Source organism: Rhodococcus triatomae, from assembly GCF_014217785.1.
GTDB classification, from domain to species: Bacteria; Actinomycetota; Actinomycetes; order Mycobacteriales; family Mycobacteriaceae; genus Rhodococcus_F; species Rhodococcus_F triatomae.
The window spans coordinates 2,310,232-2,332,898 of the sequence record NZ_CP048814.1 but is presented as its reverse complement, the minus strand read 5'-3'; the positions used below and the strand labels follow the sequence as shown (position 1 = coordinate 2,332,898).

Here is a 22,667-nt window from a genome sequence, read left to right as displayed (position 1 = left end):
TTCCGGAGTTTCCGTGCAGTGGTGGTAGGGGTCACCGGGCAGCTCGCGGCCGTTGCCGGCGCTCGCCGGTGGCTCGTATACTCGGATGTAGCATTCTGCAACAGCCGGGAGGTCCAGCGATGACGTCCGCCGACAAGGTGACCAGATTTTCTCCTGACCTGTGGGGCGACGCCGTTACGGCAGGTGTCAGGGAACAGCGGTCGGCACGCCAGCAGCTCGAGCACTGGGCACGCGTCGGCCGTGCGGTCTCGGACCGATCCAGCACCGGACGTCGCCGGATCGAATCGGCGCTGGCGGGAACTCTTCCCTCCGCGCAACTCACCACCGACGAGGCCGTCGTCTTCGACGCGGAGATCGACGCGAGCATCGAGGCGGATCTCGCCGAGTTCGACTTCGTGGCCTCTCGGGCACAGCGGGGATTCACCTCCGTCGCGCTCGACGAGCAAGGCGAGCTGGTCGAATACGGGCCCGACGGATCCGAGCGGGCCCTGCCCGGGGAATGACGACGCCGAGACTCGACCTCGTGGTCGGCTGCAACGGTGCCGGAAAGTCCTCCCTGATCCGCGAGGTGCTACTCCCTCGCCTTCCCGGCTCCCTCTACGTCAACGCCGACGACATCGCACAGAGACGATGGCCCGACGACGCAGAGAACAGGTCGTACGACGCGGCCCGGATCGCCGAGCGCACCCGCGACGCACTGATCGTCGCGGGCAAGCCGTTCATCGCCGAAACGGTGTTCTCGCATCCGTCGAAGTTGGAGCTCGTCGAGAACGCGCACCGTCAGGGCTTCCGGGTTGTTCTCCACGTCGTGGTGGTCCCCGAAGAGCTCGCGGTACACCGCGTGCGGCTTCGTCGACAATCTGGGGGACACGCCGTTCCGGAACAGAAGATTCGTGCGCGATACCAACGCGTCTGGCCGCTCGCGGCCGAGGCGATCACTCGGTGTGAGCAGGCGTATCTCTACGACAACAGCCGACGCCGGATGCGGAGGGTGGCGCGTTTCGTGGAAGGCATCGAAGTCACCGACCACGCCCGGCCCGCGTGGTTTCCCGCGGCTCTGTCCCGCGCCAGGCATCCGTAGCCGGACCGGAGCGACACAAGAGGCCCGACAATCCCAGCCGGGGCCTACCCTGGCGACCCGACGGACACGTCGACAACCTTCATGACTGCACCATCCCGGGTTCGATGCCGCTCCCTTCCTCGCAACCACGGCTGGGAAGTCGGCAAGCACACGGTGGAGCGGGTCCACTGGTTCAACACCAGTCGCCTGCACAGCCGCCTCGGCAACGTCAGTCCCGACGCGTTCGAGGCGGCCCACGCCCCTTGCGAGTCGGAGCGATCGGCACGAAGGACTCGCTGGGGCGGCGGGAAGGTGCGATCTCACCGGTCGGTCGCCCGTGCTCGTCGAGGACGAAGTCGGACGCTGGCGAACCCGCCGCTGCACTCGCTCGTGGCATTCAGCCGCGCTCCACGTCCCCGTTGAAGGAACTGCTCGACGTTGGTGTCCTAGACCCGTCGGCGCCACACCACGGCCCCGGCCGTGAGCAGCAGGCAGCCCAGCAGCACCGTTCCGGGGAGGATCCCCGGCTCGGGCCGGAAGAGCTCCACGACGGCGGAGATCAGTGCCATCACCGAGAAGAAACCGAGGACGCCGACGAGCAGATCGAGGCGTTGGCGTTTCGCGACCGGATGCACGGCGATCAGCTCTTCACACCACCGGCGGTGAGGCCGGAGACGATGCGGCGCTGGAAGATCAGCACCATGATCACGAGCGGAATGGTCACGAGCGTTCCCGCGGCCATGATCGCCGCGTACGGCTGGGTGAACGCGTTCTCCCCGGAGAACCGGGCGATCGCGACGGTCACGGGTTCGGTGGCCCGGTTCGACAGCTGGCTCGCCAGCATGAACTCGTTCCACGTCGCGATGAACGCGAGGATCGCGGTGGTGAACAGCGCCGGAGCCGCGAGCGGGAGGATCACCAGCCGGAACGCCTGGCCCCGGGTGGCCCCGTCCACGCGGGCCGCCTCCTCGAGCTCCCACGGCATGTCGGACATGAACGAGGTCAGTGTGTAGATCGTCAACGGCAGCACGAACGAGATGTTCGGGATGATCAGTGCCTGGTATTGGCCGATCCAGTTGAGATCGCCGAACAGCTGGAACAGCGGGGTCACCAGCGCGACGCCCGGGAACATCGAGGCAGCCAGGATGATGCCGGTGACCAGGTACTTGCCCCGGAACTCGATGCGCGCCAGCGCGTAGGCGGTGAAGATTCCGAGCAGCAGGGCGACGGCGGTGGTGACCGTGCCGATGACGAGGCTGTTGACGATGGCCCCGAGGAAGTCGTTGCCCTTGTCCGTGGACAGCGCGGCCCGGAAGTTCTCCAACGTCAGGTAGGTGGGCCACGGCGTGGTGTCGAACGTGTGCCCGACGTCCCGGAACGCGGTGATCACCATCCAGTAGAAGGGCGCCAGACCCCACACCAGGATGATGCCGACTCCGAGGTAGGTGCGGACCAGCGGCGCGACGGGCCGTCGATGGACCGGGAGGGGAGCCGGTTCCGTCACCACGGCCTCGGGACTCCTGTGCCTGCCCGTCATCATTTCCTCACTCCCTTCCGCTGCTCGTCCTGGGTCCGGACGGCGTTGGCGCCGAGGAACTTCACCATCACGAAGGCCACCGCGAAGATCATCAGGAACACGAGCGTCGACAACGCCGACGCACTGTTGAAGTTGCCGGACCGCATGTCCGCGACCACGAGGATGGACACCGTCGTGGTCGGAGTCGAGCCGCTGGTACCGGACAGGATCGCCGGGAGATCGTACATGCGCAGCACGTCGAGGGTCCGGAAGAGGACGGCGACCATCAGCGCCGGCTTGACCAGCGGCAACGTGATGCGGGTGAAGCGCTGCCATGCGGTGGCGCCGTCGACGCGCGCCGCCTCGTACACGTCCCGCGGGATCATCTGCAGGCCGGCGAGGATCAGCAGCGCCATGAACGGCGTCGTCTTCCACACATCGGCGAGGATGACCGCGAACCGGGACGCCCACGGATCCGTGGTCCATGCGATCGAGGTGCCGAGAACCTTGTTGGCGATCCCGTTCTCGGCGAAGATGAAGAACCAGAGCTTGGCGGTCACCGCCGTGGGGATGGCCCACGGGATGAGCACGCTGGCCCGCAGCATCGAGCGGCCGAAGAAGTTGCGGCTCATGACCGTCGCCATCCAGAGGCCGAGAACGACCTCGATGGAGACCGTCACCACGGCGAAGAACAGCGTGACCCCGACCGCAGGCCAGAAATCCGCCCCGAGCGTGCCGGGCGGGCACGAACCGGCGCCGGCACCGCAGTTTCCGGTCAGCCACATCAGATAGTGGTCGAACCCGGCGAATCCGCCCGGTTCGAACCGGCCGGTCGCCTCGTTGATCCCGCGGTCCGCCTGGAACGACAGGTACAGCGCCCGGAACACCGGGTACAGGATGACGACGGCGAGGATCACCATCGTCGGCGCGATCAACCAGAACGCGCGCCGATCACGTATTCGGCGCGGGGGATCCTCGTCACCCGTCGTGCGGGTGCCCGGCACACCGTTGCGACCGGGGCTCGGGGCCCCGGTCGCAACTCGACCTTCGTCCGCTGGCCTGACGTCGGCGGAGTCGACCATCGTCTCTTACCTGGTTCCTCGTCGTCGGTCCGGACTCGGCGGATTCGGTCGCCGGCCTCACGGCCGGTGGGTGCCTGTCCGGAGAATCAGTTGGCTGCTGCCGAAATGGCGGCGGACATGTCCGTGATCGCCTGATCGACGGACTTCTGACCCGTGATCGCCGCGAACGCGTTGTCCTGGATCGCCTTGCTGACGTTCGCGTAGTACGGCGTCACCGGCCGCGGCTCGGCGCTTTCGAGCGCCGCCTTCAGAGCAGGCAGGTACGGATACTCGGCGATGAGCTCCGCGTCGTCGTACACCGAGGCGAGGACGGGCGGGAACGCCGCATCGGCGAATGCTGCCTGGTTCTCGGCACTCTGGACGAACTCGACGAAGTCGCGAGCCGTGGCCTTGGCCTCCGAGAAGACGTTGATGCCGTTGTTGTAGCCGCCCAGCGTGGACGCGCCGGCACCGTCCGGTCCGACGATCGGGGCGACGGCGAACCGGCCGGCCACCGCGGAACCCTCTTCGTCGGCGTTGCCGAACATGTACGGCCAGTTGTAGGCGTACGCGGCCTCACCGTTGACGAACGCGAAGTTCGTCTCTTCCTCGGTGAATCCGGTTGCCCGCTGCGGGATCTGGCCTGCCTCGTAGGCGTCGACGAGGGCCTGGAGCCCGGCCCTGGCCTCGGGGGAGTCGACCTCGGGGGTCGCTCCGTCGGAGCCGACGACCGCGCCGCCCCACGAGTGGATCGCCTGCGTGGTGTTGACGGTCAGGCCCTCGTACTGCTTGAGCTGGGTGACGAGGCAGTCGACGTCCTGCGCCGCGACGGCAGCGCAGCTGTCGATCAGCGCGGACCAGGTCGCGGGCGCCTCGGGAGCCAGGTCGGTGCGGTAGTACAGCAGCTGCGCGTTGGTGTTCTGCGGGGCCGCGTACAGCGTGTCGCGGTAGGTGGCGCTGTCCACCGTCGCCGGCAGCAGGCCGGACGTGTCGATGGCCAGGTCGTCCTCGAGCGCCTGCAGCCAGCCGTTGGCGGCGAACTCGGCCGTCCAGGTGACGTCGAGCGCCATCACGTCGTAGTCGGCGTTGCCTGCCTGGAGCGACTGGACGAGACGCTCACGCTGGTCGTCCGCCTCACCCGGCAGTTCCTCGAGCGTGACCTGCTCGTCGGGGTTGTTCGCGTTCCATGCCGCGATCACCGGCTGCAGCTTGTCGGTGTCGTTCTTGCCCATCGCGAACGTGATGGGGCCGCGACCGTCGAGGTTCTCGGAGGCCGCGGCGTCGGAGCCGCCGTCGTCACTCGAACATGCGGTGAGCGTGACCAGCGCGGCAGCGGTGGCGAGCACCGCCGTGCGGCGGGCCGCCCGGGAAATCTGGACCATGAATACTCCCCATGGGTTAGGTGTGGACGCGCACGCCCGGCACGACGAGGCCGCCGCGCGGGCGCGATATCGCACCATACTGTGGCACGGAACACGGCGAGAACACGACATTCCGCCGCCCTGAATCGGTCATGAGCACTGCCGCCACCCTGCGATCAACCGAGTCGACGCCCGTCGACCGCGGAGAACAGATGGACCTGCGAGGGATCTACGTGCAGGTTCACCACGTCGCCCTTGCACGGCGGACGCCGCCAGTCCGCGCGGGCGACGATCTCCTGCGACGTGCCCGCGACGGTGGCGCGTCCGTAGAGAAAGGCGTCCGAGCCGAGTTCCTCGACCACGTCGACCTCCACCGCGATACCGGTGCCGTCACCGACGATCTCGAGATGCTCGGGCCGGATGCCGACGACGACCTCGTTCTCGCCCGCGTCCCCACGCAGCTGTCGCGGCAACGGAATGACGGACCCGCCGAACTCGATGCCCTCGTAGCCGAGCGGCATCGTGAACAGGTTCATCGACGGCGAACCCATGAATCCGGCGACGAACAGGTTCGCGGGGTGGTGGTAGAGCTCGCGGGGAGAGGCACACTGCTGCAACACCCCGTGGTCGAGTACGGCCACCCGGTCGCCCATCGTCATCGCCTCGACCTGGTCGTGCGTGACGTAGACCGTGGTGGTGCCGAGGCGGCGTTGCAGCTGTGCGATCTGCGCACGGGTCTGCACTCGCAGCTTCGCGTCGAGGTTGGACAGCGGCTCGTCCATGAGGAACACCTGCGGTTCGCGCACGATCGCCCGGCCCATGGCGACCCGCTGCCGCTGCCCACCCGAGAGTGCCTTGGGCTTGCGGTCCAGGTAGGGCTCGAGGTCCAGCATCCGCGCGACGTTCTCGACCCGCTCGCGGATCTCCGCCTTGGTGCGCCCCGCGAGCTTGAGGGCGAAGCCCATGTTCTCGGCCACCGACATGTGTGGATACAGGGCGTAATTCTGGAACACCATCGCGATGTCCCGCTCCTTGGGCTCCTGACCGGTCACGTCCTTGTCACCGATGAGGATTCGGCCACCGTGCACGTGTTCGAGCCCGGCGAGCATCCGCAGAGACGTCGACTTCCCGCATCCGGACGGGCCGACGAGGACGAGGAACTCGCCGTCCTCGATCTCCAGTTCCAGGCCGTCGACCGCCGGACGGTCCGACCCGGGAAACAAGCAGGTGGCGCGGTCGAATGTCACCGGGGCCATGGCACTCCTTCACCGTAGGTGACTGAGAATGTACCTTCCGGGGGCCGACGGCCCCCAGGTGTGCCGCTCGATCACGCGGTGATGAGGCCGCGCAGTTCCTCTCCGAGCTCCTCGGTGGCGGCCACGATGCCGCTCCACCGGCGGGTCAGGTCGATGTCGAATTCGATGGGCCGGTCCCGGGCGTCGAGCACCACCCCGCCGGACGCGCCGACGAGAACGACCGCGGCGGCGATGTCCATGAGCCGATGCGTGTCGCTCCCGGCGTCGACGAACGCGTCCACCGCGCCGGTCGCGACGAATGCGGCGTCGATCGTGCTGCACGAGAGGATGCGCACCCGGCTCGCACGTTCGGCGACCCGTGTCCACGCGTCCCAGTTCCGCCGGTGGGGGCGCAGCATCGACACCGCGGCCTCGGCGACACCGGTGCACCCGCTCGTCCGGTACGGCGAGTAGCCGCGGGACGCCCACCAGCGCTCGTCGGTGTGCAGCCAACTGGTCAGCGCCTCGGAGAACTCGCCGTCCTCCACCACGGCGGCGCTGAAACACGAGAGCGGTACTCCGGCTGCGGCATTCGCGGACCCGTCCACCGGGTCCACCACCAGGGTGACCGACGACCCGACGTCGACCCAGCCTCGTTCCTCGGACAGCACGTTGACCCCGATGCTCCGGGCGGCGGCGATGATCGCGTCCTCGACCAGGACGTCGACGAACATCGTCGGCGTGCCGTCCGCGCCCTCCATCTCGATCGAGCGAAGCTTCTCCCGCGAGTATCCGTCGACAGCTCTCCGGTAGGCCGCCGTGGCGGCGTCCGCGGTGACGAGCAGCGCCGGGTGCGCCTGGGTACGAATGGTTTCCGAGATCATCATGCTTCCTCCGTGAGGTCGGTGTGGGCGCCCGGCCGGGTCACGACATGGCCCGGCGCAGCCACATGGCGACAGCCTCGATCGTCATCACCACCGCGAACACCATGAGCACGATCGTCGTGACGACGTCGAACTGCATGACCCGCGCGGCGTTCATGAGGTAGAAGCCGATACCACCGGCGCCGACGACGCCCAGCAGGGTGGCGGCCCGGACGTTGACGTCGAGTTGGTAGAACAGGTGCGCGACGAGGGCGGGAGCGGACTGGCGCAGGGTCGCCGCGACGAATGTCTGCGACCGGGTGGCACCGCCGGCCGCGACCGCGTGCTGCACCCGCACGTCCGTCTCCTCGAGCGAATCGGCGATCAGCTTGCTCAACAGCCCGACGGCACCGACCGAGAGTGCGAGCGCACCCGCGGTCGCGCCGAGACCGGTGATGACGATGAAGATGATCGCGATGATGAGGTCCGGTATGCCGCGCACGGTGACGATGAAGATGCGGAAGCCCTTGGCGACAGCCGGCGAGGGAGACACGTTCCTGGCCGCGAGGATCCCCACCGGCACGGCGAGGATCAGGCCCAGCAGGGTAGCGGCCAGCGCGATCTGCACGGTGACCACCAGCTGCGCGAGGAGTTCACTCCAGATCCCGCCGGTCCCGGGGGGAAAGAACAGCGCCAGCGTGGGGCCGGTCGTCGCGAGTCCGTCCACCGTCCGAGAGAAGTCGATGCCGGACGCCCAGATCGACGCCACCAGCGCCACCACCGCGAGGCCCCCGTACACCGTGGTGCGGATGCGCTGCGGCGTCCACGGCGGGGTGACCCGGAACTGCCCGTTCGCGTCCCTCCGCGCGCCCGTCCGGCGCGGCCCCTCGGTGACCCAGCTCGACCGTCCGATCCGGCGCCACCAGGGCCGTCGGGAACCACTGCCCTGCTCGCCCAGCAGTGACGAACGGACCGCACCCGACACGAGTTCCACTGCGATGCAGAGGAGGACGACGAACAGTGCCAGCGCCATCCCCCGCGAGTAGTCGAGGGTGCGCATCGCGAGCGAGAGTTCCATGCCGATGCCGGTGACGCCGACATAGCCGAGGATCACCGATGCCCGCAGGTTGATGTCGAACCGGTGCAGTGCGGTGGCGACGAAGGCGGGCATGGCCTGGGGCACCACCGCGCCACTGATCTGCTGCCACCACGTCGCGCCGGCCGAACGCAACGCGTCCCGCGGGCCCGCGTCGGTGTCCTCGATCGCATCGGCATACATCTTGCCGACCATGCCGATCGAGTGGATGCCCAGTGCGAGGATGCCCGCCAGCCCGCCGAGCCCGAACATGCGCAGGAACAGGATTGCGAGGACGATCTCGGGGATCGCGCGGGTGACGACGATGACGGCGCGGGCGGCCCACCGCCACGGAGTACCCGGCGAGGTGTTGCGGGCGGCCGCGAGGGACACACCGAAGCTGAGGACGACCGACAGCGCGGTCGCACACGTGACGATGGCGAGGGTCTGACCCGTCATGGCGAGGATCTCGCCGAGCGGCGGGAAGTCGAGGGGGAAGATCCGGGAGACGAAATTCGCGGCGTTGCCGATACTGTCGGCGAACGTGGCGATGTTTATCCGTAGCTCGATGATCGACCACACCGACGCCGCGAACCAGACGAGCAGCACTGCCGCGACGCCGAACGCCCGCAGTGACGGTGGCCGGACGGTACGAACGGTGGCCGAGTCCGTGTCCGAGGGACGCTCGGGGAGTAGGACGGGCACGCCGCCTCAGACCGGTTGAGGTGCGGACGCGGCGGCGACCGACGAGTAGATGCTCATGGTCTCGGTCTTGCCGATGCTCGATACCGGCTTGTCCAGCACCATCTTCCCGGCACGCAGGCCGATCAGCCGATGTCCGAAGGACAGTGCCAGCTCGACCTGGTGCAGGCTGCACAGCACCGTGAGATCGTCTTCCGACGCCACCCGGGAGATCAAGGCCATGACCTGAGCGGAGGATTCCGGATCGAGCGAGGCGACGGGCTCGTCCGCCAACAGGATCCGGGGCCGCTGCACCAGCGCGCGAGCGACGGCCACCCGCTGTTGCTGGCCGCCCGACAACGTGTCCGCACGCTGGAATGCCTGGTCCGCCAACCCCACCCGATCCAGCTGCTCCATGGCGGCCAGGCGCACCGACCGCGGATAGGTGAGCAGACCGATCCGGGGCCCTCGGAGAGATCCGAGAGCCCCGGCGCAGACGTTTTCCAGTGCGGACATGGAACCGACGAGATGGAACTGCTGGAAGACGAACCCGACCTTGCGGCGCAGTGCACGCAACTCGCCGCCCCGCGCCGTGCCGACGTCCTGACCGAGTACCGACACCGTTCCGCCGGTCGGGACGTGCAGTCCGTTGAGCAGACGCAGCAGCGTGGACTTTCCGGATCCCGACAGGCCCAGGAGCGTGACCACCTCTCCGGGAAAGACGGTCATCGACACGTCGTCGAGTGCCCGAACCCGGGGCCCGAAGTCCTTGGTGACGCCGTCGAGAGCGATCGACGGAGCGAGGATGCGGTCGATGGACTCGCCGATGCCAGGTCGCTCGCGGGGTCGTTCGCGGTCCTGTTCGCGGTGGGCGGCCTTCTCGCGGTGGATCATGGCGGATTCTCCTGGCTGTCGGGAGTTCGGGGATTCGGGCAGGCGGCTATTGCACGGAAGCGACTACTGCTTGCAGGCGTCGGCTTCGGTGACCTCGCAGACCTTGCGCACGCCGTCGAAGAACGCATCGTCCACGGCGGCGTACCCGTACTCGCTGGCCTCCGGGAGACGGCAGGAGTCCTCGTCGGTGCAGTACCCCTTCGCCACGAGGTTCGGGATGTTCAACTCGTCCCGGAAGATCGAGGTGATCTGGTCCTTCAGTTCAGGGGAGAGACTGTCGCTGAGGGCGATCGGGCTACCCGCGATGGTCTCCGACTTCCACAGCACCTCGATGTCGCCGGGCGCGATCTGCCCCTTCTCCGGCAGCGTCTTGTCGACCATCGTGTCGTACGCGAATCCGGCGTCGCACTGGCCGCTCACCACGGCGAGCACGGCGGCGTCGTGGCCGCCGGCGAACACGGGGGTGACGTCCGTCCTCGGATCGACGCCCGCCTCGATCAGGCCGGCGGACGGGTACAGGTATCCCGACGTCGACGTCGGATCCACGAAACAGACGGTCTTGCCACGGAAGTCCGCGAGCGACGAGATTCCGGATCCGGGCGTGGTGATGGCATACGACTCGTAACCCGGGCTCTCGCCTTCCGCGTCGACGAGCGCTGCGATCGGAGTGGTGGCGACGCCCGAGTCCTTGGCGGTGACGTACGAGAAGGGGCCGTAGGCGGCGATGTCGACCTTGCCCGCGCGCTGCGCCTCGATCACGGCGGCGTAGTCGGTGGCGTTCTGGAACTCGACGGTCAGACCCGTCTCCTTCTCGAGGACGTCCGCGACGAGCTGGTACTCCTGCTGAAGGCTCTGCGACTCCTCCGACGGGATCGACGCGAGGACCAGCGTGCCGGAGTCCCCGGAGCCGGAGGCACCCGAGTCGGATGTCTCGTCCGCGGCACTGGTGCCGCAGGCGGTCAGGACCAGGGCGGCCGCGGCGGCAGAGGCCACACAGCCGGCCACGCCGAACGATCGACGCACATTGCTACCCATGGAAAGTCGTCTCCTCGATTGTCGTCCCGGTGCCGATGCACGGGACACTCGACACGGCGCGCGTCGGATATACGCGTTCGGGACATCAGCGTCCTGGGTGGCGACGAATACGGCGGCAACCCAGGGTGAATTCCTGCGAAACGGACCTGGGCGGGCGCGTGAGGTTGTCCCCAGACACGAGCGGAAAGGTCAGCGCGTCCAGCCGTACCCGCCGTTGGTCGGCTAGCCCGTGCAGGCCTGGGCCCGGGTGGTCGCGCACACCTCGCGCACGCCGGCGAAGTGGGAATCGTCGATCGGCACGTAGCCGTAGCCGGTCGAATCCGGCAGATCGCACGACGCCTCGTCGTCGCAGTAGCCGGCCTCCACGAGCGCCGGGCGCGTCAGCTTGGTCCGGAAGATGTCGGTGAGCTGATCGCGCAGGTCCGCCGGGAGGTGGTCGGAGATCGTGATCGGGCTCCCCGCGATCAGTTCCGACGTCCAGACGACCTGGACGTCGCCGTCCTCGAGCTGCCCCTTGCCGGGAAGGGTCTCCTCGACCATCGTCTGGGTGGCGAAGCCCGCATCGCACTGGCCACTGGCCACCGCGAACACGACGGCGTCGTGGCCCCCGGCGTACACGGCGTTCAGATCGGTGGCCGGGTCGATCCCGGCGCCGACCAGGCCGGCGGACGGATACAGGTAGCCGGAGGTCGACGCGGGGTCGACGAAGCAGACGTTCCTTCCCCGCATGTCTGCCAGACCGGAGATTCCGGCGCCGGGATGCGCGATTCCGTAGGCGTAGTAGCCGGGATCGATGTCCGCGGCGTCCACGGCGGAGGCGACCGGCGTGGTCCCCACTCCCGAATCACGCGCCGTCACATAGGAGAACGGACCGTACCCGGCGATGTCCGCCTTACCCGCGCGTTGCGCCTCGATGACGGCGGCGTAGTCGGTGGCGTTCTGGAACTCGACCGGCAAACCCGTTTCGTCTTCGATGACCTCGATGACGAGCCGGTAGCGCTGCTGCAGGCTCTGGGATTCCTCCGAGGGAATCGCCGCGAACACAAGCTTGTCGCGTGTGTCCGCCGCCGGCTCGGCGCTCTCGGCGGCGCTGCTACCACAGGCCGCGATCACCGCGGTCGACACGAGCACGCCGGCAACGCACCCGGCTGTGCGCAGAGTTGTACCCATCAGTTCACTCCCTCGACGATCCCCGAGGCACTCACCCCTCGGCGGCGGAGACCCGCGCTTCACTGCGCGGTTCGACGAAAGCGTCCCGGTTCACGCCGAATTCGTGGGCACGAAGGAATGAACGGACCGACAACGTGTCGGATCGAGACGGGCGAATTGTCCCGTGTGCGCGGTGGAGGTCGCGACCGGGCGCCCGATGTGTTCAGTCCAGGACGCGTTCAGTCCAGACAGAACTCGTTGCCTTCGATGTCCCGCATGACGATGCAGGATTCATCGACGCCGTCGGCGTGCAACACGCGCACCTGCACAGCACCGAGCGCGACCAGCCGGTCGGACTCGGCTTCCAGCGCGGCCAGGCGCTCGTCCCCGACCAACCCGGTGCCGACACGGACGTCGAGATGCACCCGGTTCTTTGCCACCTTCCCCTCGGGGACTCGCTGGAAGTGCAGCCGCGGGCCCACGCCCGTCGGGTCGCCACAGACGAACGCCCGGCCTCGGGACTCGACGGGCAAGCTTGCGTCGTAGTCCGTCCACGTCGCGAACCCGCCAGGTGGCGACGGCACCACATAGCCGAGAATCTCGCACCAGAAGTACGCGAGGCGCTCGGGATCAGCGGAGTCGAAAGTGACCTGGACCTGCCTGACCGATGCCATGCGGGTCACCCTAGAACGACGAGGCAGGCCGACCAAGCGGTTTTACCGGCGCGCACCTCGAGCCGGCGGAGACGCAGGCGCAGGCGCAGAAATCCTCCTTGAATCGAACATTCTTTCGAGGTAATGTTCGTGTATGGGGTACCAGGGGGATCGTTTCCGGCAACGGACCACTCGTGAGTTGTTGTGTGACGCTGTCGCGTTGAGCGCGAAGATCGCGGTGTGGGAGGCGCAGCGGGTCGCTGTGGTCGCCGAGGTGGAACGTCGGTGTACGCGGGAGGATCACGGGTTCGCGTCGACGAAGGGGTGGTTGTCGTCGGTGACGGTGGTGTCGCCGGGTGCGGCGGGGCGGATCGTGGAACTCGGTGCCGGGTTGGCCGAGCATCCCGCGGTAGCGGAGGCGTTCGATGAAGGTCGGATCGCGTTCGAGCACGCGTTGCTGATCGTCCGGTTCTGCACGAAGCCCCCGAAAGGCATGCCCGCGGAGGCACTACCGGGGTGTGTGGCGGCGTTGCTGGCGGCGGCGGACGGGCCGTTGGCGCGTACCGACGGAGTCCGCATGGCGATTGCGAAGTTGGAGGCGATCTTCGAAACCGACGACCAGCCCGCCAGTGAGGACACCGACCGTAACGAGCTGTATGTGTCGAAGACGTTGAATGGTCGGGTCGCGATTCGTGGTGACGTGGACGCAGTGACCGGGGAGATGCTGCTGACCGCCCTGTCGAAATACTCGGCCCCACAACCCGCAGCGGACGGGACACGTGACCCGCGCACACCGTCCCGACGTCGCGCGGACGGGCTCGCCCAGTTGTTGTCGATGCTCCTCGCGTTCGGCGAGTTGGGGGTCGAGGGTGGGGAACGTCCGCACCTGTCGGTACACGTACACGCGCGGGACCTCGGCCAGGACCGGCGGGAAGAATCTGCCCGCCGGCATGCCGGCGCGGGTGCCGCACCGAACACGCGGCCCCCACAGGACCCCCACAGCACGGACAGCACGGACGACGCGGACAGCACGGACGACGCGGATGACATGGCCGACCTTGCCGATCTCGCGGATCGGCGGGGTATTGCGTGGTCGCCGTGGATGGGGCCACTCACGATCAACACCGCACGCTTGTTGGGGTGTGACGCGCAGGTGACGGCGATCATCCTCGACGAGCACGGCGCCCCGCTGAGTGTGGGACGCACCCACCGCACCGTCACCAGGGCCCAACGCACAGCCCTCGCCGCCCGCGACGGTGGCTGCGCCTTCCCCGGCTGCGGAGCAACCGCCGCCTGGTGCGAGGGCCACCACATCACGCATTGGGCAGACGGCGGACCCACCGACCTCGACAACCTCGTATTGCTCTGCGGCACCCACCACCGACTACTCCACACCACGGACTGGGAAGTGACGATCGGCAAGACCAGGCACCCGGTATTCACCCCACCGGCGAGCGTCGACCCGGCACGAGAACCGATTCCCGGAAGCCGACAGCCGATGTGCCACGAACGCAAAGAGATCCGGAAAGCGGCGAGGCACAGGCGCGTCCGAATCAGGAGCGGGCCCTGAGCACCGAACGCACCACCGGGCAGTCGTGTTCGAGGCCCACGATCACCAGATCCGCTCGTTGTCCGGGTTCCAACGCACCCCGGTCCGCCAAGCCGACAGCTGTCGCGGGTCCGCTCGTGATCAGTGAGACAGCCGCATGCAGCGGCAGCGTACGCCGCTGCGCCAGTGCGAAAGCCGCCCCCAGCAGGGACGAGGGCAGGTAATCGGAAGCGAGGGCGGTGACGAGTCCCTCCGCGGCCAGCGTCTCCGCCGAGACGTTCCCGGAATGCGAACCGCCCCGCAAAATGTTGGGCCCGCCCATCACCACGGACATTCCCCGCGATCGCGCCTCGCGTGCCGCTTCCACCGTCGTGGGGAACTCGGCGACGTTTCCGCCCCGACGCGCCAGATCGGCGATCTCGACGGCGGACTCCGGATCGTGGCCGAAGATCATCGCCAGACCCGCTCCCGCACACCCGGCGAGCCAGTCCATCGCCTCCTCCCGCACCGGCAGGTTGCCCTCACGGGTGCGTACCACCTCGTCCACGTGCGAACGCGCCTCGTCCACCGAGATACCGCGCATACCCGCGACATAGCGCTCGTAGAAGGTCCGGTCGGCATACTGCCCGATCCCCGGGGTGTGGTCCTCGTGCGAGATCACCGCAGGCACCCGGTCGTCGATCCGACCCGCCGCGATCTGCGCATCGAAGTGCTCACGCATCGCCGACAGTCCCGGCGCCGAACGGACGTCGAGCCGATGGAGCACGCGGTGATCGACGAGCCTCCCGTCGACCTCCCGTTCGTTCCACGCATCGATCGCCTGACACATCTCCAGCGCGGCATGCACACTGCGCTGGTTCTTCGCCGCCTCACGGTCGGAGAACGACGCACCGTGGAACACCGTCGTGACTCCCGCGGCACGCAGCTTGCCCTCGAACGACATCATCGCGAACATCCACGGAAGCTCCGCCCCCGGACGGGGTAGGCGTTCACGCTCGAGACCGTCGGAATGCACGTCCACCAGACCCGGCAGGCAGAACAACCCGCCACCGTCGACATCGACCCGCACGCCGGGGCGAGCGGGGCCGACCTCGGCCACCCGCCCGTCGCGGACCACGACGCGAGCGTCGTCGAGGATCCGGTCCGGCAACACGGCGCGGACGTGTCCGAGGACGTAGTCGCCCGGGGCCTGCTCGAGCGACCAGGCCGGCTGCCGGACGGGAACTGATGTACTCATGCTGCGACTCCCAACACCTCGAGTGGACTGCCTTGCTGCGCGATACGTCCCTCACTGAAACGAATGACCCGAGAGGCCAGCCGGTGCATGGCATCGAGGTCGTGGAAGACCGCGAGAACCGCAACGCCTCCTGCGGACAACGACGCGATCAACTCCAGCGCACGTTCACGATTGGCCGGATCCAACGCCGACACCGGCTCGTCCAGCAGCAACAGCCGGGGCGGATGCACGGTGCCGGCCGCGATGTTGACCCGCTGGCGCTCACCACCGGACAGCACACTGCAGTCGACGTCCCACAGCGCCTCGTCGAGCGCCAGTCGGCGCAGCGCGTCGGCGGCCGCCTCCCTCGCCTCCGGCCCGGTCAGTCCGCGCCGACGGGCCGATGCGGCCACGACCTCCCACGGCCCGGTCCGTGGCGGCGCCGAGAGGAACTGCGAGACGTAACCGAGCTCGCGCCCCCGTAGCCGCGCCATTGCGCGATCGTCCAGCGCCGTCAATTCCACCGGGCCGTCCTCGGTGTGCAGCGTGACCGTTCCGGAATCGGGCAGATAGCTGCGGTGCACACACCGCAGCAGGCTCGACTTTCCCGCGCCGCTCGGTCCGGCGAGTGCGACGTGCTCACCCGCGGCGACGTCGAGGTCCACACCGTGCAGTGAGGTGACCGTGCGGCCGTCGATGGTGTGCAACGTGAACGTCTTCCGCAGATCGCGGACCGACAGGACGCCGTGCCGGGAGGGGTGCTCGTTCGAGGTTGGATCCGTCATGGAGAAGCTCACCTTCGCGCCGCGGCGACGAGCCGCTGGGTGTAGGGGTGGTGGGGGTCCTGGAACAGCTGATCGGTGAGGCCGGACTCGACGACCCGGCCGACGTTCATCACGAGGCTGCGGTCGGTGAGAGCCTCGATGACCGCGAAGTCGTGACTGACGACGACGGCCGCCGTGTCCCGCTCGGCCAGCAGACGCCGCAGCAGATCCAGCACGCCCGCGGCGACCGAGGCGTCGAGCCCGGTGGTCGGCTCGTCCAAGAGCAGCACCCGCGGGTCGGTGGCGAGGGCCTTGGCGATCTGCACCCGCTGTCGCATGCCGCCGGAAAAGGTGCGCACCGGGTCGTCCATCCGGTCGAGGGGAACCTCCACCTGTTCGAGCAGGGAGGCGGCTCGGTCCCGGATCTGGTGGTAGTTCCGCCATCCCGCCGCCGTGAGCCGCTCGGCGATGTTGCCGCCCGCGGACACCGTCATGGTCAGGCCGTCGGCGGGGTTCTGGTGGACGAGGCCCAGCGTGTCGATACGCAACGCGCGTCGCTCGGCGTCGCCCAGTTCGAAGACGTTACGGTTCCCGTCCTCGACGGTGGTGAGGTACATCGCGCCCGCTGTCGCGATCTCCTCACCGACCAGGCACCGCAGCACCGTCGACTTACCCGAACCGGATTCGCCGATGAGGCCCAGCGCCTCTCCGGGCGCGACATCGAAACTGACGTCCCAAGCCGCGACGATTCCGCCGGTCCTCGGACTGATCGCGGTGCCGGTGTCCGGTCCGGTGCCCGGTACGGCCTCGGCTCCGCCCGGGCCGTGGATCTTGCCGACTCCCCGCGCGGCCAGCGTCCAGCCGTCCGGGGTCGCGGGCACCGGGCGCGCCTCCGGAGCGGACCCTCCACGATCGACCGCATACGCGGTCCGCACCCGTCGCGACGGATCGGGGAGAAAGCGGAGCGGCGCTGCCTCCGTGTGTCGCTCGGCGTCGACGTCGCCGTCGAGGGTCCGGGTGCACCATTCGATGTCGCTACACGCCTGACGCCCGCCCGGCGCCTCCACCAGGAAGGTGTCCGTCGATCCGCACCGAACGCAGGCCGTGACTCCGTCTCCCTCGACCTCGTAGGGGACGTCGTCGAAGGTGAGCGGCTCCACGGTGGTATACGGCGGGACAGCGTAGATGCGCTTCTCGCGGCCGGCTCCGAACAGTGTCAGGTGCGGCGAATCATTCAGGCGCGGAACGTCCCAGCGCGGGATCGGGGTGGTCGCCATGACGTACCGGCCGGCGACGAGGACCGGGTATCCCGTGGTCTTGGTGATGACCCCGTTGCGCACCAGGTCCTCGTAGAGGCTGACCCACATCAGCGAGTAGTCCGCCTCGGAGTGCATGCGAGCGCACTCGGCCACCGACTTCTGCACTCCGCGTAGCGGTTCGGCGACCGGAACCTGCAACACCAGCGTCTGGCTGTCGCCCATGGGCTCCTCGGGGACACGGTGACGGCTCTGCACCACCGTGGCATCCCGGGTGTCCTGGGTCTGTTCGCATCGTTCGCTGTCGACGATCAGGCGGCGCAGGTTGGTGGCGTTGACGCCGTCGTCGTCGCCCTGATCGATGACCTTGACGACGTCCTCGGCGCCCAGCAGGCCCAGGGTGATCTGCAGGCCGCCGGACCCCCACCCGCGGGCAACCGGCATCTCGCGGGAACCGAACGGCACCTGATAGCCGGGGATGCAGACGGCCGCGAGAGTGGCGCGGCGGATCTCTCGCTTGGATCCCTCGTCGAGGATTCCCCGCACATGGGCGAGGGCATCCAGATCGTCCAGAACCTTAGCGGTGGTGGGATGTTCACTACCTCGAGTGGGTGCGAACGGGGCGGCGGCCGTGGGTGTGGCCGCGGGGACGATACTCATCAACAGGTCCTTCCGACAGGTTCGGCGGTGCGCTCGGCGACAGCGTCGAGCTGTCCGTCGACCCCGCGGACGGCTCGCTTGCGGTCGATCATCGAGCGGAAGGTGACGTAGTGCGGCAGCTTGAGGTGCTCCAGGAAGCCACAGGAATCGAGACCGTCGGTGGTGAGCAGCAGGACCTGCTCGAGCCCGTCGGCATCGCCGAACCGGCGGCAGGCGATGTCGAGATTCGCCATCGCGATGGCCTTGCGTTCGTTGTGCCCGAAGCACAGTCCGTAGCCGACGTCGAACCGGCTCCGATCCTCGTCCGGGCCGTCGAGGTCCTCGATGGCCTCGCATTCGGAGGCACGGACGTGACCGAGCAGCACCGACTCTCCGGTGTGGGGGTGACGCACCCGTAGCGGCAGGCGGCCGTGCCGGACCTCGCCGAGGGTCACCTCGTGGAAGTTCCCCTCGGTACCGCGGATCGAGCGGTACCAGGTCCCGATCAACGAACCGGTCTCGGCCCGGGCCATGCTCGCCAGTACGGCGGAGCGGGGCGCCGGTGGCCGCGCCGGGTGCCGCGTCAGGTCGAAGGGCTCGTCGGTGCCCGGCCCTGTGCTGTGCGGTTCGGTGGGGTTGTGCGGCTCGGTGGGCCGGTGGTCCACGAGCAGATCCTGCTCACGAAGCCATTCCGAGAATCGCCGCGGGTGGCGGTCCTGTGACGAGCGTTCCTGTTCCTCGAATCCGCTCTCGGGTACCACCGGGCCGCCCGGACGCGGGTCACGGTCCAGCATCCGCCCCGTGTAGTCGCTGGTGCGGCCCAGCAATTGGGGTCCGTCCGGAGTGCGGTGCGCGGGAACCACGCGGCGCAGGACCACCATTTCGTCGGGATCGATCGGCTCGCTGACCGCCAGCCGCGGCATCGTCGACTGGTGTGCACGCACCAGGTGAGTGGCCTCGATGATGTCGCCCTCGGCCTGACGTAGCGCATCGGCGGCGGTGTCTTCGTGGTAGAGGCTGCCTTCGCCCATGACCCGGTCGACGGCCAGGCGCATCCGGCCGGTGATCTGGTGGGTGGTCAACCACGGCGCAGGGTCGTGGTTCCTGGCGCCGCGGACCAGGTTCTCGGCGGCGAGGATGGCGTCGAGCCCGCCGCGTGCTCCCGAATATCCCATGTCAGTAAGCCTTTTCGGTGTCGTCGGACTGCCCGCCGCCGGAGCGGCCGGGGTCAGGGAGCAGCCTCGGATCGGTGCCGTCCCGGTACGAGTGCGTGACAGCTGTCGTGCGCGGAATCCCGACCAGCGAGCCGTCGCGAGCGACGAACAGCAGGTCGATCCCCGCGGGGAACTCCGCGACCTTCTCCTCCCGGGCCGCCCAGATCTCCGGGTCGATCACCCGCGGCGCGAATTCGCATTCCGTCCGCAGGCCGGGGCCGGTGAGCCGGACCGGATCGCCGCCGTCGAGCGAGTCGACGGCGAGGACGAGGGTGGCGCCCGACTCCGGGCTACGTGCCGTTCCCGTGTGCATCCGGGCGACCGTGGCGGCCGTGACCGGGGCGAGTGCGGTGACGTACTTCGCTCTCGGTTGCGATACCGCCGGGGCACCGGTGGCGACGGCCAGCACCGGGCCCCAGCCCCCGTCGTCGCCCTCGATCAGATGCGTTCCCGTCTCGAGGTCGGCCAGCGCCAGCATCGGCAGGAGTGCCGGGGGAAAATGGCTGGGAGGCAGCAACTGCCGGCTACCCGGTCGGGCGAAGGCCTCGAGCACCGCTCGGTACACCTGCTGGGCACGGACCGGGTCCAGCCCCGCGCCGAGTACCGCGGGTGGCGCCTGCGCGGGCAGGATGTTCTCACTCATCAGGTCAACTCCTCGAATTGGACGACGGTGGGGGCGAGTGCGGCCCACTCGTCGCGATCGGCCAGCTCGCGGTCCCGCTCGATGCGCGCACACAGTTGCCGGATCCGGTCGGCTCGGGGCCGCTCGGCCGTCACCTCCGCGTCGCATACCGCCGCCGCCAGGGTGGCAACACGGTTGTCTCCCATCCGCATCGCCCATCCGCGGGTGCCGTCCAGACTCACTTCGGCGCGGCAGGCGAGGACGTCACCGAGGAAGAAGCGGTGATGCATGATCGGTTCACGCACCTGCGCCGCGATCGATCCGATCTCCGGCGCGGCGAGAACGGCGAATTGCGCACCGTCGGACAGACATTCGTCCGCGAGCTCGACCAGGTCGTTCTCGGCGGCCGCGGCCAGCAACTCCGCGACCCGCTCACGGGTGTATGTGATGGATGTCATTTCCAGGCAACCTCTTTCGTGTCCGGCGCCGGTGTTCGTGACGGCGCTCCGTCGGGCGCACCGGTGGAGCCGATCTCCATGACGACGCGGACGGCGTCCCCGCGCATCCACGCCGTGCTGTACGTGAGGGGACGGCCGGTGGCCGGATCCCGGTTGACGCTCTCGACGACCCACACGGGTACCGCGGTCGCGAGTTCGAGACGCTGCTGGACGTCCGGCGGCGGGATGTCGGAGGCGGTGCGACACCACGAGCGCACCGCCTCGACGTGACCGACCTGCCGCAGCACCTCGTCGAGCGACTCCTCGACCCGCATCGCATCGGCCAGATCCGGGACCGCGTCGTGCACGATCCACTCGACTGCGGTCCCGGCGACGACGTCGTCGATGTAGCTCATTCGCACCATGCGGTGGGTCGGTGTGCCCACCGGGGCCTCGAGCAGCACCGCGCAGTCGGCGGGGAGCGGCTCGATCGCACGGTCGAGGACCACCGACCGCGGGTGCGCGCCGGCCTCCCGCACGGTCCGATGCCAGGACGGTGGCCGATCCCGCGAGATGACGTAGTCGATCCGCTTGGTGACGAACGTGCCCGCTCCCTGGACCCGGCGCACTCGCAGCCTGCGTTCGAGTTCCTGCACGGCGGCACGGGCTGCGGCGCGGCCGACGCCGAAACGCTTCATGAGGGTGTGTTCGCTGTCGAGCTTGCTCCCGGGCGCCATCCCGGCGATCTCGCCTTCGAGTTCGTCCGCGATGAGCCGGTACCGCTGCTGCGTCATGCGCATACTGTCCCGGCTGCAGTTGTACGAACAACCGCCCTCCAGGTAACCGGGAGGGAAACGCGATTGAACAGCGGGGCAAGTTGTCCGAGTTCGGGGTGTCCCGAGGCGCCGCCGCCGGTACCGGCCTCTTACGCGGGAGTGACGGGCGGCATCGTGTAGTCGCCTGCCAGAACGGATGATTCGGGGATGTAGGAACGGGCGAAGAGGATGAAGGGGGTGCCGTCGGCCGGACTCGGCAGCCAGTTGGTACCGGAGGTGTCGGGCGCCGCTGCTCGTATCGTGATGTCGATACCGCCGTCGGGGTTGGTGACCAGTCCTTCGGTCTCGCTGCTGATCACGTAGCGGTCGACGGGGTTGGGCGTCGGGAACTGGCCGGTGTCGCGGACTTCGTAGAGCGTGATCGACCAGAACGCCGCGGAGGGGATGCCACCGGGGGGTAGATGCAGGGTGTAGTCACGACTACCGAGCAGAGGCTGATCGTCGGATCCGGTGAAGGTGATCCAGTAGTTGGCCTCCTCGCGAGACATCCCGAGCATTCCACCACCGGTGGCCAACGAGTACGCCCGCAGGTCGTAGTCCTTCTGCTCGGTCGTGCCGAGCAGGTTGCCGGGCGGGCTGTAGTCGATCCACCCGCTCGATCGGCCGTCACCGGCCAGTCGTTCGAAGTACCGGCCGAGGCCGGGGAACTCGGTCCGCCAGACGTCCTTGACGTCCTCACTCAGTTCGTCCCAGCTGCACTCGGACCCGCACACGCCGACAGCACGGAAACGGTCGAGTAGACCTTGTTCTTCGGCGGGTGGCGGATCGAGCGCGAGCATCTGGTTGACGACGTCGAGATAGTTCTCGGGATCGTCCGCCACGGGGCGTACTCGACCGGTGCCGTCCCCCGAGACGGGCGTGGTGGGAGTGAAGCGGAATCCGTCCTGAACGGCATTCGTGGCCGCCTCATCTGCGGGACCGGCCGTCTGGACCCGCAGGTTCACGTAGACGTCGTTCGTGGTGGCGCGCACGAGGGTCGCATCCGCAGGCGCATCGCCCTGCCAGTCCGGTGCGACGACGAAGTATCGCTGGGCCTGCGTACCCGTGGTGCGTTCGCCGGCATAGAAGAACGTGTTGGAGTAGAAGTCGATCAGTGTGAGCACGGAGAATCGGTCCCCGGTGTCCGGGGTGTCGAGGTGGACCGGCCCGGCAGCGAGGTCCAGCCAAGCGGTGGAGTACAGCACGTCCAAGCTGGGCGCATTCGCCCACGTGTCGTCCGGGCCCGCCAGGCTGCGCGAATGGGCGAAGGTGTTCAACGTGGTGCTGGTCGTACCGTCAGCGGTCTCCAGAGCGTTCCAGCGGTGGCGCGCCAGCTCGTAGAGCGGGTACGTGAACGAGTAGGCGTCGTCGACGGTGGCGGCGAGGTCGACGGCTTCGAGATCGACCGCCGACTGCAGGTCGGGCGCAGGGTCGTCGTTCGAGCATCCGGCAGCCGCGATCGTAGCCAGGCACACCCCGGTGAGCGCGGCAGCCGTGCGCCTGCGCACTCCACCACTCCGTCGCAACGCCATTCGTTGTTCCTTTCCGGATTCGACTACAGGGTGGTTCGAC

General features: G+C 68.4%; 22 protein-coding genes. 3 read left to right on the top strand and 19 right to left on the bottom strand.

Annotated elements, in window-relative coordinates:
* Window positions 1-119 precede the first annotated feature (119 nt).
* Together G4H71_RS10950 and G4H71_RS10945 are read left to right on the top strand one after the other, a co-directional pair.
* Window positions 120-503, top strand: coding sequence for a TA system antitoxin ParD family protein (locus G4H71_RS10950; RefSeq protein ID WP_072740314.1), 384 nt, complete (start codon window positions 120-122; stop codon window positions 501-503).
* A complete protein-coding gene (locus tag G4H71_RS10945) occupies window positions 500-1,081 on the top strand; it encodes an ATPase (RefSeq protein ID WP_072740315.1) in 582 nt (193 codons plus the stop codon). The genes G4H71_RS10950 and G4H71_RS10945 overlap by 4 nt, the downstream gene beginning before the upstream one ends.
* A 425-nt stretch (window positions 1,082-1,506) precedes the next feature.
* Here the strand turns inward: G4H71_RS10945 and G4H71_RS10940 are convergent, their stop codons facing one another.
* The 11 genes from G4H71_RS10940 to G4H71_RS10890 form a co-directional block, all read right to left on the bottom strand.
* The gene (locus G4H71_RS10940; RefSeq protein WP_072740316.1) at window positions 1,507-1,695 is read right to left on the bottom strand and encodes a hypothetical protein; all 189 of its coding nucleotides are present in this window, start codon (window positions 1,693-1,695) and stop codon (window positions 1,507-1,509) included.
* A 5-nt stretch (window positions 1,696-1,700) separates the two neighbouring features.
* On the bottom strand, window positions 1,701-2,600 hold the full coding sequence (locus G4H71_RS10935; RefSeq protein WP_371843058.1) for a carbohydrate ABC transporter permease: 900 nt from the start codon (window positions 2,598-2,600) through the stop codon (window positions 1,701-1,703).
* Window positions 2,597-3,658, bottom strand: a complete 1,062-nt coding sequence (locus G4H71_RS10930) for a carbohydrate ABC transporter permease (RefSeq protein ID WP_083343151.1) — start codon at window positions 3,656-3,658, stop codon at window positions 2,597-2,599. The genes G4H71_RS10935 and G4H71_RS10930 overlap by 4 nt, the downstream gene beginning before the upstream one ends.
* Before the next feature lie 86 nt (window positions 3,659-3,744).
* Window positions 3,745-5,019, bottom strand: a complete 1,275-nt coding sequence (locus G4H71_RS10925) for an ABC transporter substrate-binding protein (protein WP_072740317.1) — start codon at window positions 5,017-5,019, stop codon at window positions 3,745-3,747.
* A 155-nt stretch (window positions 5,020-5,174) separates the two neighbouring features.
* Window positions 5,175-6,254 carry an ABC transporter ATP-binding protein gene (locus G4H71_RS10920; protein WP_072740318.1) on the bottom strand — a complete coding sequence of 360 codons (1,080 nt, stop codon included), beginning with the start codon at window positions 6,252-6,254 and terminating at the stop codon, window positions 5,175-5,177.
* A gap of 71 nt (window positions 6,255-6,325) precedes the next feature.
* Complete coding sequence (locus G4H71_RS10915) at window positions 6,326-7,120, bottom strand: inositol monophosphatase family protein (protein ID WP_072740319.1); 795 nt, start codon at window positions 7,118-7,120, stop codon at window positions 6,326-6,328.
* 37 nt (window positions 7,121-7,157) lie between these two features.
* Window positions 7,158-8,780: a phosphonate ABC transporter, permease protein PhnE gene (gene phnE / locus G4H71_RS10910; protein ID WP_371843061.1), complete on the bottom strand. Its 1,623-nt coding sequence runs from the start codon at window positions 8,778-8,780 to the stop codon at window positions 7,158-7,160.
* 102 nt (window positions 8,781-8,882) lie between these two features.
* Entirely contained in the window at window positions 8,883-9,746 is an 864-nt protein-coding gene (gene phnC / locus G4H71_RS10905) for a phosphonate ABC transporter ATP-binding protein (protein WP_083343153.1), read from the bottom strand.
* A 63-nt stretch (window positions 9,747-9,809) separates the two neighbouring features.
* Window positions 9,810-10,781, bottom strand: a complete 972-nt coding sequence (locus tag G4H71_RS10900; RefSeq protein WP_072740320.1) for a phosphate/phosphite/phosphonate ABC transporter substrate-binding protein — start codon at window positions 10,779-10,781, stop codon at window positions 9,810-9,812.
* Window positions 10,782-11,003: 222 nt separating this feature from the next.
* Window positions 11,004-11,951: a phosphate/phosphite/phosphonate ABC transporter substrate-binding protein gene (locus G4H71_RS10895; RefSeq protein ID WP_072740321.1), complete on the bottom strand. Its 948-nt coding sequence runs from the start codon at window positions 11,949-11,951 to the stop codon at window positions 11,004-11,006.
* Between the two features lie 218 nt (window positions 11,952-12,169).
* Complete coding sequence (locus tag G4H71_RS10890; protein WP_072740322.1) at window positions 12,170-12,604, bottom strand: VOC family protein; 435 nt, start codon at window positions 12,602-12,604, stop codon at window positions 12,170-12,172.
* 133 nt (window positions 12,605-12,737) lie between these two features.
* On the opposite strand from G4H71_RS10890, the gene G4H71_RS10885 reads away from it, so the two are divergent.
* Window positions 12,738-14,153, top strand: a complete 1,416-nt coding sequence (locus tag G4H71_RS10885; RefSeq protein ID WP_185280456.1) for an HNH endonuclease signature motif containing protein — start codon at window positions 12,738-12,740, stop codon at window positions 14,151-14,153.
* On the opposite strand, the gene G4H71_RS10880 is transcribed toward G4H71_RS10885, so the two are convergent.
* The 8 genes from G4H71_RS10880 to G4H71_RS10845 all read right to left on the bottom strand — a co-directional run bounded on the left by G4H71_RS10880 (window position 14,137) and on the right by G4H71_RS10845 (window position 22,627).
* The gene (locus G4H71_RS10880) at window positions 14,137-15,369 is read right to left on the bottom strand and encodes an alpha-D-ribose 1-methylphosphonate 5-triphosphate diphosphatase (RefSeq protein WP_072738770.1); all 1,233 of its coding nucleotides are present in this window, start codon (window positions 15,367-15,369) and stop codon (window positions 14,137-14,139) included. The genes G4H71_RS10885 and G4H71_RS10880 overlap by 17 nt on opposite strands.
* Window positions 15,366-16,133 (bottom strand): ATP-binding cassette domain-containing protein, encoded by a 768-nt coding sequence (locus G4H71_RS10875; protein ID WP_072738882.1) that lies wholly within the window; start codon window positions 16,131-16,133, stop codon window positions 15,366-15,368. Before G4H71_RS10875 ends, G4H71_RS10880 begins: the two co-directional genes overlap by 4 nt.
* An 8-nt stretch (window positions 16,134-16,141) precedes the next feature.
* Window positions 16,142-18,028, bottom strand: a complete 1,887-nt coding sequence (locus G4H71_RS10870; protein ID WP_083343286.1) for an alpha-D-ribose 1-methylphosphonate 5-phosphate C-P-lyase PhnJ — start codon at window positions 18,026-18,028, stop codon at window positions 16,142-16,144.
* Complete coding sequence (locus G4H71_RS10865; RefSeq protein WP_072738771.1) at window positions 18,028-19,182, bottom strand: carbon-phosphorus lyase complex subunit PhnI; 1,155 nt, start codon at window positions 19,180-19,182, stop codon at window positions 18,028-18,030. Before G4H71_RS10865 ends, G4H71_RS10870 begins: the two co-directional genes overlap by 1 nt.
* A gap of 1 nt (window position 19,183) precedes the next feature.
* Window positions 19,184-19,864, bottom strand: coding sequence for a phosphonate C-P lyase system protein PhnH (gene phnH / locus G4H71_RS10860; RefSeq protein WP_072738772.1), 681 nt, complete (start codon window positions 19,862-19,864; stop codon window positions 19,184-19,186).
* Entirely contained in the window at window positions 19,864-20,301 is a 438-nt protein-coding gene (locus tag G4H71_RS10855) for a phosphonate C-P lyase system protein PhnG (protein WP_072738773.1), read from the bottom strand. Before G4H71_RS10855 ends, phnH begins: the two co-directional genes overlap by 1 nt.
* Entirely contained in the window at window positions 20,298-21,074 is a 777-nt protein-coding gene (locus G4H71_RS10850) for a GntR family transcriptional regulator (RefSeq protein ID WP_072738774.1), read from the bottom strand. Before G4H71_RS10850 ends, G4H71_RS10855 begins: the two co-directional genes overlap by 4 nt.
* Before the next feature lie 131 nt (window positions 21,075-21,205).
* On the bottom strand, window positions 21,206-22,627 hold the full coding sequence (locus G4H71_RS10845) for a DUF1254 domain-containing protein (RefSeq protein ID WP_083343285.1): 1,422 nt from the start codon (window positions 22,625-22,627) through the stop codon (window positions 21,206-21,208).
* Window positions 22,628-22,667: the final 40 nt, after the last annotated feature.